Here is a 15087-nt window from a genome sequence, read left to right as displayed (position 1 = left end):
TCCACGGGACAAACAGCGAAAACGCGCTTGGAGACGGCACAAACCCGCGCTAGGGTGCGCCTCCCGAGGCTCATGAGGGTAGGGTGATGAAATTCAGCATGGAACGGGCGACGCTTCTGCGCGCCGTGGCTCAGGCACAATCGGTCGTCGAGCGCCGGAACACCATTCCGATCCTCGCCAACGTGCTGATCGAGGCCGAGGGCGACACCGTCACCTTCCGCGCCACCGATCTGGACATCGAGGTGCTGGACAAGGCCCCGGCGCAGGTCGAAAAGGCCGGGGGAACGACCGTGTCCGCCGTGACCCTGCACGAAATCGTCCGCAAGCTGCCCGATGGCGCGCTGGTGACCCTGTCCGAGGACGGCGCAGCCGGTCGCCTGACCGTGGCCGCGGGGCGGTCCAACTTCAACCTGGCCACCCTCCCGCGCGAGGATTTCCCGGTGATGGCCTCGTCGGAATACAGCTCGAATTTCTCGGCCAAGGCGGCTGTCCTGCGTCGGCTCTTTGACAAGTCGAAATTCGCGATTTCCACCGAAGAGACGCGCTATTACCTGAACGGCGTCTACATGCATGTGGCCGATGCCGATGGCGGCAAGGTGCTGCGTTGCGTGGCGACCGATGGCCACCGTCTGGCGCGCATCGACGCAGAACTGCCATCCGGCGCCGAAGACATGCCCGGCGTTATTGTCCCGCGAAAGACCGTGGGCGAGATGCGCAAGCTGCTGGACGATGACGACATGGACATCGCCGTGTCGGTGTCCGAAACCAAGGTGCGCTTTGCCACGCCGGACATCACCCTGACGTCCAAGGTGATCGACGGCACCTTCCCCGACTACACGCGCGTGATCCCGCAGGGCAACACCCGCAAGATGGAAGTGGATGCGTCCGAATTTGCCAAGGCGGTGGACCGTGTGGCGACCGTATCGTCCGAACGCTCGCGCGCGGTCAAGCTGTCGCTGGACGAGGATCGTCTGATCCTGTCCGTGAACGCCCCCGACAGCGGTGCCGCCGAGGAAGAGCTGGCCGTGGCCTATGGCGATGAACGGCTTGAGATCGGCTTCAACGCGAAATACCTGCTGGAGATTGCGTCTCAGGTGGATCGCGAGAATGCCGTGTTCATGTTCAACTCGTCCGGCGATCCGACCCTGATGCGCGAAGGCAATGATACGACGGCGGTCTATGTCGTCATGCCGATGCGCGTTTGATCGCGGGCGGACGCCTCCGGCGGGGGTATTTTGACCAAGAAGAAACACAGGGTCGGGTGAGATGTATCTGTCGCGCCTGACCCTTTCGCATTTCCGTTCGCACAAATTGGCGCGGTTGGAGGTGGATTCCCGCCCGGTGGCGATCTACGGACCGAATGGCGCGGGCAAGACCAACCTGATCGAGGCGGTCTCGTTGTTTTCGCCCGGACGCGGGCTGCGGCGGGCCTCGGCGGCAGAGATGGCGCGCAGGCCCGAGGCGGTCGGCTGGAAGATCGCCGGGCTGGTGCATGGCGCCGGCGAGCCGCATGAGGTGGAGTTTACCTCCGAGGCGGGCGCGGCGCGGGTCGTGCAGGTCGACGGCAAGAGCGCGTCTCAGGTGCAGCTGGGGCAGATTGCCCGGGCGGTCTGGTTGGTGCCTGCGATGGACCGGCTTTGGATCGAGGGGGCCGAGGGGCGCAGGCGGTTCCTTGACCGTGTGACGCTGAGTTTCGCGCCGGATCATGCGCAACTGTCTCTGGATTACGAAAAGGCCATGCGCGAACGCAACCGCCTGCTGAAAGAGCAGGTGCGTGATGCGCATTGGTACAAGGCGCTGGAATTGCAGATGGCGCGCGCGGGCGCGCGGATCGACGCCAACCGGCGGGATGCGCTGGAACGGCTGCGCGCGGCACAGGAGGGGGCCGAGACGGCCTTTCCCGTGGCCGAACTGGAGATGGTGCAATCCGAGGGCGCGATGCCCGAGGGTGAGGCTGACTTGCTGGCGGCGCTTCAGGAAAGCCGGTTTCGTGATCTGGCGGCGGGGCGGACCTTGGTCGGGCCGCATCGCAGCGACGTCTACGGGGTGTTTGCCGCCAAGGGCGTGCCCGCGGCCGAGTGCTCCACCGGCGAGCAGAAGGCCCTGCTGATTTCGTTGATCCTCGCCAATGCACGGGCCTTGTCGTCTGAGATCGGGGCGATCCCGATCCTGCTCTTGGACGAGGTGGCGGCGCATCTGGATGCGGGCCGTCGCGCGGCGCTTTATGACGAGATCTGCGCGCTTGGTGCGCAGGCCTGGATGACCGGCACCGGGCCGGAACTGTTCGCGGAACTTGGGGGCCGCGCGCAGGTGGTCGAGGTCGATCAGGACGGGTCGCTGAGGCAGCTTTGAGGCCTCGTGCAAAGCACAGCGGAAAACCACCAAATATTGTGTCCCAAGCGTGACATTCCCCCGCCAAACCGCTATAAATCGCGGCAAGAATTCAAAGGATCAGTCAATGTCCGAACAGCCGAACGCACCGCAGGAATATGGTGCGGATTCCATCAAGGTTCTCAAAGGTTTGGAGGCGGTGCGCAAGCGCCCCGGCATGTATATCGGGGATACCGATGACGGCTCTGGCCTGCACCACATGGTCTATGAGGTCGTGGACAACGGCATCGACGAGGCGCTGGCCAAACATGCCGACTATGTGAAGGTGAAAATCCACGCGGATTCCAGCGTGTCCGTGCGTGACAACGGGCGCGGCATCCCAGTCGACATCCACGCCGAAGAAGGCGTTTCCGCCGCCGAGGTCATCATGACCCAGCTGCACGCGGGCGGGAAATTCGACCAGAACTCCTACAAGGTGTCGGGCGGTCTGCACGGCGTGGGCGTGTCCGTGGTGAACGCGCTGTCCGTCTGGCTGGAGCTGCGCATCTGGCGCAACGGCAAGGAACATTACGCAAAGTTCGAGCATGGCGAGACCACTGAACATCTGCGCGTTGTCCGCGATGCGCCCGGCGAAAAGGGGACCGAGGTCCGCTTCATGGCGTCGACAGAGACGTTCAGCAATCTGGAATACGACTTCCACACGCTGGAAAAGCGCCTGCGGGAACTGGCCTTCCTGAATTCCGGCGTGCGCATCCTGCTGGAGGATGAGCGCCCCGCCGAACCCCTGCGCAGCGAGTTGTACTATGATGGCGGCGTCCGGGAATTCGTCAAGTATCTCGACCGCTCCAAGACATCCGTGATGGCCGAGCCGGTCTACATGGATGGCGAAAGGGACGGGATCGGCGTCGAGGTCGCGATGTGGTGGAACGACACCTATCACGAGAACGTCCTGCCGTTTACCAACAACATTCCGCAGCGCGACGGCGGCACGCACCTTGCCGGTTTCCGCAGCGCGTTGACCCGCCAGTTGCAGCGTTATGCGCAGGAAAGCGGCATCGCGAAACGGGAAAAGATCACCTTTACCGGCGATGACGCGCGCGAGGGTCTGACCGCCGTTTTGTCGGTCAAGGTGCCCGATCCGAAATTCTCCAGCCAAACCAAGGACAAGCTGGTCAGTTCCGAGGTGCGCCCGGCGGTGGAATCGCTGATGAACGAAAAACTGGCCGAGTGGTTCGAGGAGAACCCAAACGAGGCCAAGCAGATCGTCGGCAAGATCATCGAGGCCGCCATGGCCCGCGAGGCCGCCCGCAAGGCGCGCGAGTTGACCCGGCGCAAGACCGCGATGGATGTCAGCTTCAACGCGGCCAAGCTGAAGGATTGCTCGGAAAAGGACGCCTCCAAAACCGAATTGTTCCTGGTGGAGGGCGACTCGGCCGGGGGCTCGGCTCAGACGGGGCGTGACCGCCGCACACAGGCCATCCTGCCCCTGCGCGGCAAGATCCTGAACGTCGAGCGCGCGCGCTTCGACCGGATGCTTGGGAGCCAAGAGATTGGCAACCTCGTGATGGCGCTTGGCACCGGCATTGGCCGGGACGAGTTCAACATCGAAAAGCTGCGCTACCACAAGATCGTCATCATGACCGACGCGGACGTGGACGGCGCGCATATCCGGACGCTTTTGCTGACCTTCTTCTACCGGCAGATGCCGCAGCTGATCGAAGGCGGTTATCTGTATATCGCGCAGCCGCCGCTTTATAAGGTCGCGCGCGGCAAGTCCGAGGTCTACCTCAAGGACCAGAATGCGCTGGACGATTACTTGATCGCGCAGGGTATCGAAAATGCGCAGCTTCATCAGGGCAATAGCGAAGTCATCATCGGTCAGGACCTGATCCGCGTTGTCGACGAAGCGCGTCAGTTGAAGCGCGTTCTGGATGCCTTCCCGACGCATTACCCGCGCCACATTCTGGAACAGGCGGCGATTGCTGGGGCTTTCGTGCCCGGCGCTGTCGACAGCGACCTGCAAGGGGTGGCGGACAAGGTGGCCCAGCGGCTCGACCTGATCGCTCTGGAATACGAGCGGGGCTGGCAGGGCCGCATCACGCAGGACAAGGGCATCCGCCTGGCGCGCATCCTGCGCGGCGTCGAAGAGGTGCGCACGCTGGACGGGCCGATGCTGCGCTCGGGCGAGGCGCGCAAGACCGGCAGTTTCACCCAAAGCCTGCAAGCGGTCTATGGCAGCCCGGCGACGTTGGACCGCAAGGACCGCAAGCAACTGATCCACGGCCCGCTGGACCTGCTGAAGGCGATCCTCGAAGAGGGCGAAAAGGGCAACCAGCTTCAGCGTTACAAGGGGCTGGGCGAGATGAACCCCGATCAGCTGTGGGAAACCACGCTGGACCCGGATGCGCGCACGCTGTTGCAGGTGACGATCGACGACATGGCCGAGGCGGACGATCTGTTCACGAAGCTGATGGGCGACGTCGTCGAACCGCGTCGGGAATTCATCCAGCAGAACGCGCTGACAGTCGAGAATCTGGATTTCTGAGCCGCTGAAGGATTGTGAATAGGGGGGAATGCGTCTTCGCATTCTCTTGCCGCAGTCAATTCGGCGGGCCGCGATAGTTCTCGGTCGATCGATGATCGGCTCCCGTGACGTCGCATACCGTGCAAGCCCTGTGCGTCGGGGAGGAACTTGATGTTCACCCCCGACGCCTTTGCCTCTACCGTGCAGCAGCGCGTCTTATCACGGTAGTCCCCCCATGCCCCGCAATGCCGCTGGCAAAGATCTGAACCTCAAATCGTTGGAACTGTTCCAGATCTGCGCAAAGCAAGGCTCGATGCAGGCGGCGGCGCGGGAAACCGGGCTGACGCTCAGCACCGTGTCGCATCATCTGCGCAACCTCGAAACCCATCTGGGCGTCGACCTGTTCGACCATGCGCGCCGCCCGATGGTGCTGACGCCGAAAGGCCGCAGTTTCCTGCGCGATATCGAAGGTGCGTTGCTTGCCATCCGCAAAGCCAAGGCCGAGGTCTCGGTCGGCAACCTCGCCGGGGCCAGTTACCTTCGGCTGGGCACGATCGAGGATTTCGAAACCGATATGATCCCCGATCTCGCGGTCTATCTGTCCTCGCATATGCCGGGCTGCGATTTCCTGTTTCGCACCGGGTCGAGCCACATGATCTTTGACATGCTGCGCGACCGACAGTTGGACGTGGGCATCACCGCCACGCCGGGGGACCGGCAGGGCGACCTGATCGACCGTCCCTTGCTGCGCGATCCGTTTGTCGTCGTTCTGCCGCTGGGGGCCGAGCAATCGCTGGGCGATGTGATGGCCGACAAGACGAAACTGCCCTTCCTGCGCTATTCCAGCGACCTGATGATCGCGCGCCAGATCGACACCCAGCTCAAGCGGATGGGGGTCAACGCCGCGCATCGGTTCGAATGCAGCAGCAGCCAGACCCTGATGGCGATGGTGGCCGCCGGGGCGGGTTGGGCAATCACCACGCCGCTGCTGTTTTCGCGCGCGCGGCGCTTTCACGCGCGGCTGAGGATGCACCGCTTTCCGGGCAAGAGCTTTGCCCGTGAACTGGCCTTGGTCGCCAATCCCGATTGCTCGGATGCGGTGGTCGACCTGATCGACACGCGCCTGCGGTCCCTGCTGCGCGACCACGCGCTTGGACCGTTGAAACAGGCCAATCCGTGGCTGGAGGACAGCTTTCGTTTGCTGACCTAAGTTTGAAATGATCGGATAAAGTATTCGATTATATCGAATTTATCAGGCGTGATTTGCGGGTGGCCACGGGTCCGGCGCAACTGAGGCAAACCTTTGCTTTGCCCCAAGGATTCCCGCCATGCACCTGTCCCGATTCCCGCGCACCCGCCTTGCCCATCTGCCCACCCCGCTGGAGCCGATGCCCCGCCTGTCCAAGGAGTTGGGCGTCGAAATCTGGATCAAGCGCGATGATTGCACCGGCCTGTCGACCGGCGGCAACAAGACTCGCAAACTGGAATTCCTGATGGGTGAGGCGCTGGAACAGGGCGCCGACATGGTCATGACCCAAGGCGCAACCCAGACCAATCACGGACGCCAGACCGCCGCCGCCGCAGCCAAGCTGGGCCTTGCCTGCCATCTGCTGTTCGAGGACCGCACCGGCTACAACAACGCCAATTACAACAACAACGGCAATGTCTTGCTGGATCATCTGCACGGCGCGACGACGCAGAAATTCCCCGGTGGCCATGACATGCCCGCCGAGATGGAGCGCGCGGCAGAGCGCAAGCGTGCCGAGGGGCACAAGGTCTATGTCATCCCCGGCGGCGGCTCCAACCCGACCGGCGCGCTGGGTTACGTGAATTGCGCCTTCGAGATGGTGTCGCAGGCCAACGATATGGGGCTGCGGATCGACCGGGTGGTGCATGCCACGGGGTCGTCCGGCACGCAGGCGGGCCTCGTCACCGGCTTTTGCGCGATGAACGCCCAGATCCCGGTGCTGGGCATCGGCACCCGCGCGCCGCGCCCGAAACAAGAGGACATGCTATTCAGCCTCGCCACCCGCACGTCCGAGAAACTCGGTTGCCCCGGTGTTGTCACGCGCGAGGACGTGGTCGCCAATACCGATTACGTGGGCGACGGCTACGGCCTGCCCACCGAAAGCGGGCTGGAGGCGATCCGCATGTTCGCCGAACTCGAAGGCATCCTGCTGGACCCGTGCTATTCCGCCAAGGGCGCGGCGGGCATGATCGACCTCGCACGAAAGGGAACCTTCAAGGACCAGCGCATCGTCTTCGTGCATACCGGGGGCGCGGCGGCGCTGGGGGGCTATGACTTTGCCTTCGACACCGCGAACGCTTGGGTCGAGCTGTAAATGAAGCCGGTTGGCATCCTTGGCGGGATGGGGCCCGAGGCGACGATCCTGCTGCAACACCGTCTTTTGGCGGTGGTCGACGCGCAAGACGACGCCGACCACCTGCCGCTGCTGATCGACATGAACCCGCAGGTGCCCTCGCGCATCGCCCATCTGATCGAGCGCACCGGCCCGGACCCGTCCCCGGTGCTGGCCGAGATGGCGCAGCGGTTGCAGGAGGCGGGCGCGACGGCGCTGGCCATGCCCTGCAACACCGCGCATCACTACGCGCCCGCGATCACGCGCGCCGTGGACATCCCCTTGCTGAACATGGTCGACCTGTCCGTGGGCCGCGCCGAACCAGACGCGCGTGTCGGCGTGCTGGGCTCGCCCGCCTTGCGGCTGGCTGGGGTGTTCGATGAACCAATGGCGCGCAGCGGGGTCACGGCGATCTGGCCGTCGGACATGGATGCCCTGTTGCAGACCATCCGTGCGATCAAGCGCCACGGTGCCACGCCGGACGCCCACGCCGCCCTGACCACGGCGATCGACGACCTGACCCGCCAAGGCGCCGACCTGATCCTGATTGCCTGTTCCGAATTCTCGCTTCTGACCCCCGACCTGACCGGCCCGGTGCGCCTTCTGGACACCGTGGACGTGCTGGCCGAGGCGATCCGTGACCATATCAAGAGCTGACCCATGGCCATCACCTACCTGAAGAAAGCCGCCCCCCGCCCCGTGTCCGAGACCGGCGACCTGCGCGATCTCGTCTCGATCATGCTGGCCAATATCGCCCGCGACGGCGAACCTGCCGTGCGCCACTATGCCGAGACTTTGGACAATTGGACCGGCGAGATCGCCCTGTCCGACGCCGACCGCGCCGCCGCCTGCGCGCGCGTGCCCGAGCCGCTCAAGGACGATATCCGCTTTGCCCACGCCAATATCCGCCGCTTTGCCGAGGCGCAAAAGGCGAGCATCACCGATTTCGAGACCGAGGTCATGCCGGGCCTGATCGCCGGTCAGAAATCCATTCCGGTCAATTGTGCAGGCTGCTACGTGCCGGGCGGGCGCTACAGCCATATTGCCAGCGCGCTGATGACGATCACCACGGCCAAGGTCGCGGGGGTCAAACACATCACCGCCGTCTCGCCGACCCGGCCCGGGCAGGGCATCCCCGACGCCATCGTCTTTGCCATGGATTTGTGCGGCGCGGACCTGATCCTGAACCTTGGGGGCGTGCAGGGGGTCGCTGCGATGGCCCAAGGTCTGTTCGGCAGCCCGCCCGCCGATATCCTTGTCGGGCCCGGCAATGCCTACGTGGCCGAGGCGAAACGGCAATTGTTCGGGCAGGTCGGTATCGACATGTTCGCAGGCCCGACGGATTCGCTGGTGATCGCCGATCACACCGCCTCGGCCCGGACCGTGGCGCTGGACCTTGTCAGTCAGGCCGAACATGGGGCCGACAGTCCGGTCTGGCTGGTCAGTACGGATCGCGCGCTGGCGCAGTCGGTGATGGCCCGCGTCGGGCAATTGATCGACGCGCTGCCCGAGCCCAATGCCAGCGCCGCCCGCACCGCTTGGGCCGAACGTGCCGAGGTCATCCTGTGCGACAGCCGCGAAGAGGCAGCCCAAGTCGCCGACCGCTACGCGCCCGAACACCTTCAGGTGCAGGCCGAGGACCTTGATTGGTGGCTCGGGCGGCTGTCGGCCTATGGTTCGCTTTTCCTTGGGGCGGAAACGACGGTGGCGTTTGGCGACAAAAGCGCCGGGCCGAACCATGTTCTGCCGACCAGCGGTGCTGCGCGCTATACCGGCGGGCTCTCCGTCCACAAGTTCCTCAAGACCGTGACATGGCAACGCTGCAACGCCGATGCCTCGCACGAACTGGCCGCGCGCACCGCCCGCATCAGCCGCGTCGAAGGGATGGAGGGCCACGCCCGCGCCGCTGAACAACGGTTGCGCCCCTGACCGCACACCGGGGCTGTTGCAAAATACCCCGAATTCCGCCGACCCGCGCGTCATAGCCGTTAGCGATTGGAGAAGCCGCCCGAGCGCGACTATGCTGAAGTGTAGAATCAGGCGTCATCAAGAACGCCGCCATTGAGGAACACCCAGATGCATCCGCTGATCTATTCGTGCAAATTGACCCAGATGTCGGCGAACCTCGCCCGGTTCCGCCTGCGCCCCGGTGACGATCTGGAGGTCTCGCTGGCCGAGGACCATGTCGCCATGCTGGCGCGTCCGCGCAACTGGACCAGCCGTCTGATCGGGAGCGGCCCGCGCCCCATCGGTCGCGTCACCGCCGAACATGAGGCCCGCCTGCGCCCCTTCGTCGAAGAAGGGCGGCACATGCGCGTCCGCGTCGTCGATATCGAGGGGTTCGTGGATCGCCCCAAGGGCGTGTCCGTGTCCGTCTGGGTCGATGGCAGCACCAGCACCTCGGGCGGCAAATCCCGCGCATAGCGGCCCGGCTTTCCCTGCCTGCCCCGTTTCGGCTAAGCTGGGCGGCGTCGTGACACGCAACCCCCCGAAGAGGCAGATATGACCAACCGGCAGACCAAGGTGACTTCCAGCCATTGGGGCGCTTTCGAGGTCGATGTCGAAGGCGACCGGCTGGTCGCCACGCGCCCCTTTTCGGAGGACCCGAACCCCTCGGACATTCCGCTTGCCGTTCCGGCGGCGGTGCATCATCGCAGCCGGGTCGCGCGCCCGTCGATCCGACGCGGCTGGCTCGACAACCGCACGCGCACCGGGCGCGGCACCGACCCGTTCGTCGAACTGCCTTGGGACGAGGCGCTGGACATCGCCGCACAAGAGATCGCCCGCATCCGCGACACCCATGGCAACGCGGCGATCTTTGGCGGGTCCTATGGCTGGAGCAGCGCCGGGCGCTTTCACCATGCGCAAAGCCAAGTGCATCGCTTCCTCAACAGCATCGGCGGCTATGTCGCCTCTTTCGGCAGCTATTCCACCGGCTGCGCGCAATCGATCATGCCGCATGTGTTCGGCGTCAATTTCCTGCAACTGCTGTACGAGCATCAGGATGGTTGGCCGGTGATCCACGACCACACCGAAACGCTGGTGATGTTCGGGGGGATCAACCCCAAGAACGCGCAGGTCAGCATGGGCGGCATCACCGAGCATGAGACCGAGACGTGGTTCGACCGCTTTGCCGCCAAGGGCACCTATTGCGTCAACATCGCCCCGCAGCGCGGCGATGCGCCAGAGGGCTGCGACTGGATGCCGGTCCGGCCCGCCTCGGACACGGCGCTGATGCTGGCGCTGGCCTTCGTGCTGGAAAGCGAGGGCCTGACCGATCACGCCTTTCTCGACCGCTACACCACCGGCTTCGCGCGGTTTCGCCCCTACCTGATGGGGAAGAGCGACGGCCTACCCAAGGACCCGGACTGGGCTGCGCCGATCTGTGGCGTTGCGGCAGATGACATTCGCACGCTGGCGCGGCGCATGGCCAAGACCCGGACGCTGATCACCGTGGCGTGGTCGTTGCAGCGGGGCGAACACGGCGAACAGCCCTATTGGATGTCCGCCGTTCTGGCGACAATGCTGGGCCAGATCGGCTTGCCCGGCGGTGGGGTGGGCTATGGCTATGGCGCGATTGGCGGCGTCGGAAAATCGCTGATCGGCCTGCGCGGCATGACCTTTTCGCAGCTGTCCAATCCGGTCAAGACGGTCATCCCGGTCGCACGCATCGCCGATATGCTGCGCCATCCGGGGCAGGACTATGACTTCAACGGGAAACGCGGGCCCTACCCGGATATCCGTCTGATCTATTGGGCGGGGGGCAACCCCTATCACCACCATCAAGACCTGAACGCGCTGCACGAGGCGTGGCAAAAGCCAGAGACGATCATCGTCAACGAACCGTGGTGGACGGCGACGGCCAAGCGCGCCGACATCGTCTTTCCCGCGACGACGCCGTATGAGCGCGAGGATATCGGGCGCTCGCCGCTGGACGATTACCTGTTTCACATGCCCCGCCTGATCCCACCGGTGGGCGAGGCCCGGGACGATTACGCGATCTTCTGCGGGCTGGCCGAGCGTCTGGGCGCGGGCGAGACCTTCAGCGAGGGGCGCGACGCCGACGCATGGATCGGCGCGCTGTATGCCGAGTTTCGCGATTTGGCGGCCGGGCAGGGGATCGAGGTGCCCGATCTGGACGGGTTGCGCGCGCGCAACTGGATGCGCCTGCCGATCCGGGCCGAGGGGCCGAACCGCAGCTTCTTTGCCCCGTTCCGCGATGACCCAGAGGCGTTCCCGCTCGGCACGCCTTCTGGGCGGATCGAGATCTTCTCAGAGCGGATCGACGGCTTTGGCTATGACGACTGTCCCGGCCACCCGGTCTGGCTGCCGCCGTCGGAATGGCTGGGCACCGCCACGCCCGAGGCACCGCTGCATCTGGTTTCGCCGCAACCGGGGGACAAGCTGCACAGCCAGTTGGAATGCGCGCTGGCCGATCTGCCGGGCGCGCGACCGGCTGCCCTGCTGATCCACCCCGACGATGCCTTGGCACGGCAAATCGCCTCGGGCGACCTGTTGCGCGTCTTCAACGCGCGCGGGGCCTGCCGGGCGCGTGCCGTTGTCTCGGACGGGATCACGCAGGGCGTCGTTGCTCTACCCACCGGCGCGTGGTTCGGTGATCCGGATCAAAACATCGACCCGGATGGCAACCCGAACGTGCTGACCAAGGATGTCGGCACCTCGCGGCTGGGCCAAGGGTGCAGCGCCCATACGGCACTGGTCGAGGTCGCGCGACTTGACGGCTAGGCGTCGTACCAAATTGTCTGGCTGGGTTTCCGCAGGACCCTGCGGGGGCCTTGTCGGAAAAGTGGTGCCGCTGAAGGGACTCGAACCCCCGACCCCATCATTACGAATGACGTGCTCTACCAGCTGAGCTACAGCGGCACTGGTGGGCGGCCTCTTAGCACCGGGGCCGTCCGAGGGGAAGGCTATTTTTTCGCTTCCTCAACGGTTTCTGCATCCTCGATGATCTCGGCATCCTCGGCCTTGTCAGCGGCGGCAGGTTCCGGTTTTTCTGGCACGATGATGTCGGCCTCGGGCACCGCGTCGGCATCCTTGGAGTGATCCTCGATCGCGCCGATGATCAGCGGCAGCATGTCGGCGCCCGCAGGCAGGACGACCTCGGATTGCGGCGGGGATTTCCACGACAGCGTGTCGAACGCTCCGCAATTGGTGCAGAGCGGCGCCCATTCGCCGTGGATCGTGTTGCACTTGTCACAGACCCATTGCGGCCCGCGCGATGCGGTCAGCGCCCGGGCCAGCCAGCCGCGAATGACCGTGTCGGACGCGCCTTCGCCCTTTTCGATGGCCGCCATGATCGCCAGAACCCGCGCATCCGGGTCGCTTTCGACCAGATCGCCAAGCGCGCGCCGCGCCTCGGGGAAGTCCTCCGCCGCGAGGTTCAGCTCTGCCTTCAGCAGCTTGGTCTCGCGGTGGTCGGGATTGATCTTGGTCAGCTGGCCAAAGCGCTTGACGCGCTCGGCGGGCGTTTCGTTCGGCTCGATCTCGGCAAAGGCAGCGGCCAGATCGGGATGGGGCGACACTTCCCAAGCCTTTTTGAGCACGCGCACCGCGTTCTTCTTGCGGTCCTTCGCGATGAAGCCACGGGCGGCCATGGCGGCGGCGGGCACCAGATCGGGTGCGTTGCGGTTGGCCTCGATCGCAGTCTCGGCGGCCTTGCCGGAGGTCTCTGCATCGCCGATCTCAGCGGCCTGCGACAGGGCCAGCACCGCGTCGCGGCGGCGATAGACGTCGCGCGGCAGGGTGCCGGTCTTGAGCTTGGTCTGCAGCGTCTTGCGCGCGCCGTCCCATTCGTGTTTCTCGGCCTGCAGCCGCAGCAGCGTGTCCTGCACCTCGACATGCTTGGGCTTGATGGCAAAGGCGCGCTCGGCCAGTTGCAGCGCGGTGTCGGTATCCCCGCTCTCCAGCTTCTGGTGCATCAGGCCACGAACCCCCACGAACCGGGTGTCGTCGCGCTTCAGCAGGCGTTTGTAGACCTCTTCGGCCTTCTTGCGGTCGCCCGACATCTCGGCGGCTTGCGCGGTGAGCAGGTCGGTCAGTTCCGGCTTGTGCAGGAATTTCTCGGCGCGCTGGGCCTTGGCAATCGCCAGACGCCCCTCGCCAGAGGCAAGCGCCATCATGCCCTCGGACAGCGCCTTGTAGCCCTTTTGCTCGCGGTTGCGGTCGAAATATCGGCTCAGCGCGGTCTCATCCCCGTTGATCCATTTCAGGACGGCGATGGTCAGCGAGAACAGCTTGAGGAACAGCCAGACCACGAGGATCAGCACCAAGGCGGCAATGACCGATTCCAACGGTCCAAGCGAATATTCCATTCCCGCCACGGTAACCTGCAACCCGCCCGAGCTTTCCATCAGGTAGCCCGCGCCAAGGGTCAGGGCCGCGACCAGCGCGACGAAAACCACGATCTTTATAAGTGACCAAAGCATGAAGTCGTGACCCTTATTGCTGGTTCAAATCCTGGGCGAGCGTCGCCGCCCCCGCCAATGCATCGCGCCGCAAGCTGGCGCGGGCCGTCCAGTCGGACAGCTCGGCCTGTGCCTCGGCGGGCAGCTTGGCAATCTCTTCGAGTGCGGTGGCCAGATCGCCACCTTTGACCGCCGCCTCGGCCCGCGACAGCACCGCGTCGGCATCGTCGCCCTCGCGCGGGACGACAGAGCGCGCGCCCAGCTGGCTTTGCAGGAAGCTGCCAAAGCCCCCGCCCTGTTCGGGGGCTTCGACGGTGCGGGCGGTCTTCAGCGCGGCACGTGCGGCATCGGGGAAATCGCTGACCAGCGCGGCCAGCGTCGGCACACCCTCGGCGGCGGCATCGGCGACCGCCTGCGGCACATCCACGCCATTGGCCGTCAAGATCGATAGCGGTTCGGCATATGGATCGCCCGCTTGCAGGCGGGCAGTCAGGTCGGCCAGCGCCGAGCGGCTTTCGGCCAGTTGGGCCTGCGTGTTGGCGTCGTTTTGCGCGGCAATCGCCTCGGCGGCGAGGCTTTCGACCTCGGCCTTTTGCGCGGCCACGGCATCGCGCAGCGCCTGCATCTCGCGTTCATAGGCGGCGACCGCCTCGGGCGACAGGGCTTGGCTCATCGGCTGTTTCTCAAGCTCGGTCATCCGGGTGTCGAGCGCGTCGATGCGCCCGCCCAACGCGGCCAGCACCTGATCGAGATCGGCAAATTGCCCTTGCACACCGTCCACGGCGCCTTGCAGGGGGGCAAGGTCGATGGTCTGCACGCTGTCCTCGACGGACTCGACGCGGCTGATGAGCGATTGAACCTGTTCGCGCTGCGCTGCCAAGGCGGTCTCGGTGTCGGTGCGGAAGAGGGTGTCGTCCTCGCCGAACGTGCCGAATTGCGCCGCGGCAAAGCCAAGACCCGCAGCGATCACGCCGCCGATCAGGGTCGGGACAAAGCCCGCCTTCCGCTCGATCACCTTTTCCTGCACCACGGTCGGGCCGGGAGTCGGCGTCGGCTCGGGGGTCGGCGTCGGCTCGGGGTCGTGGGTCGGATCCGGGTCGGCGACGGGGTCGCTGCCATCCGAAAGCGTATCGTCCGCCTCGCGCGAGGCGACCGCGTCATCGCCGTCGGCCAGCGTGTCGGCGCCGTCCGCAACGATCGTGTCACCCGGCTCGGACACCGGCTCTGCGGTATCGTCCGCCTCGGGGGTCGCATCGGCGCTGGACGCGCCTTCGACCATCTCCGCCTCGGCGATGGCCGCGTCCACCGTGTCCTGCGCGATGTCATCCTCGGCGTCAGGCGTGGCCTCGACGCTGGAGACTGGTTCCTTGCTGTCGGCCGGCTCGACCTTGTCGGTCGGTTTCTCCGAGCTTTTCTTGCTGGGCTTCGCCACGTCTCGTCACCTTCT

Annotated in this window: 11 protein-coding genes and 1 tRNA gene; 9 read left to right on the top strand and 3 right to left on the bottom strand. The window is 65.2% G+C overall.

Annotated features, from left to right (window positions below):
- Positions 1 to 86 precede the first annotated feature (86 nt).
- The 9 genes from dnaN (at position 87) to D8Z78_RS06510 (ending at position 11961) form a co-directional block, all read left to right on the top strand.
- Complete coding sequence (gene dnaN, locus D8Z78_RS06550; RefSeq protein ID WP_121629342.1) at positions 87 to 1205, top strand: DNA polymerase III subunit beta; 1119 nt, start codon at positions 87 to 89, stop codon at positions 1203 to 1205.
- Positions 1206 to 1266: 61 nt separating this feature from the next.
- Entirely contained in the window at positions 1267 to 2352 is a 1086-nt protein-coding gene (gene recF, locus D8Z78_RS06545; RefSeq protein ID WP_121629341.1) for a DNA replication/repair protein RecF, read from the top strand.
- Positions 2353 to 2458: 106 nt separating this feature from the next.
- Complete coding sequence (gyrB, locus tag D8Z78_RS06540) at positions 2459 to 4876, top strand: DNA topoisomerase (ATP-hydrolyzing) subunit B (protein WP_121629340.1); 2418 nt, start codon at positions 2459 to 2461, stop codon at positions 4874 to 4876.
- 214 nt (positions 4877 to 5090) lie between these two features.
- Complete coding sequence (locus D8Z78_RS06535; RefSeq protein WP_121629339.1) at positions 5091 to 6065, top strand: LysR family transcriptional regulator; 975 nt, start codon at positions 5091 to 5093, stop codon at positions 6063 to 6065.
- Positions 6066 to 6183: 118 nt separating this feature from the next.
- Entirely contained in the window at positions 6184 to 7197 is a 1014-nt protein-coding gene (gene cuyA, locus D8Z78_RS06530) for a D-cysteate sulfo-lyase (RefSeq protein ID WP_121629338.1), read from the top strand.
- Positions 7198 to 7872: a cysteate racemase gene (gene cuyB, locus D8Z78_RS06525; protein WP_121629337.1), complete on the top strand. Its 675-nt coding sequence runs from the start codon at positions 7198 to 7200 to the stop codon at positions 7870 to 7872. It begins immediately after the preceding gene.
- A gap of 3 nt (positions 7873 to 7875) precedes the next feature.
- Positions 7876 to 9144, top strand: a complete 1269-nt coding sequence (gene hisD / locus D8Z78_RS06520; protein WP_121629336.1) for a histidinol dehydrogenase — start codon at positions 7876 to 7878, stop codon at positions 9142 to 9144.
- 147 nt (positions 9145 to 9291) lie between these two features.
- On the top strand, positions 9292 to 9639 hold the full coding sequence (locus D8Z78_RS06515; RefSeq protein WP_121629335.1) for a hypothetical protein: 348 nt from the start codon (positions 9292 to 9294) through the stop codon (positions 9637 to 9639).
- A 78-nt stretch (positions 9640 to 9717) separates the two neighbouring features.
- Positions 9718 to 11961 carry a molybdopterin-dependent oxidoreductase gene (locus D8Z78_RS06510; RefSeq protein WP_121629334.1) on the top strand — a complete coding sequence of 748 codons (2244 nt, stop codon included), beginning with the start codon at positions 9718 to 9720 and terminating at the stop codon, positions 11959 to 11961.
- Positions 11962 to 12023: 62 nt separating this feature from the next.
- Here the strand turns inward: D8Z78_RS06510 and D8Z78_RS06505 are convergent.
- From D8Z78_RS06505 to D8Z78_RS06495, 3 genes are all read right to left on the bottom strand, one after another.
- Positions 12024 to 12099, bottom strand: a tRNA-Thr gene (locus tag D8Z78_RS06505).
- A 44-nt stretch (positions 12100 to 12143) separates the two neighbouring features.
- Positions 12144 to 13661: a heme biosynthesis protein HemY gene (locus D8Z78_RS06500; RefSeq protein ID WP_121629333.1), complete on the bottom strand. Its 1518-nt coding sequence runs from the start codon at positions 13659 to 13661 to the stop codon at positions 12144 to 12146.
- A 13-nt stretch (positions 13662 to 13674) separates the two neighbouring features.
- Positions 13675 to 15072: a COG4223 family protein gene (locus tag D8Z78_RS06495; protein ID WP_121629332.1), complete on the bottom strand. Its 1398-nt coding sequence runs from the start codon at positions 15070 to 15072 to the stop codon at positions 13675 to 13677.
- Between the last annotated feature and the right edge of the window lie 15 nt (positions 15073 to 15087).

This window comes from Tropicibacter alexandrii, from assembly GCF_003667315.2.
Taxonomy (GTDB): Bacteria; Pseudomonadota; Alphaproteobacteria; order Rhodobacterales; family Rhodobacteraceae; genus Tropicibacter; species Tropicibacter alexandrii.
This window is presented reverse-complemented; position numbering and strand designations above follow the sequence as displayed.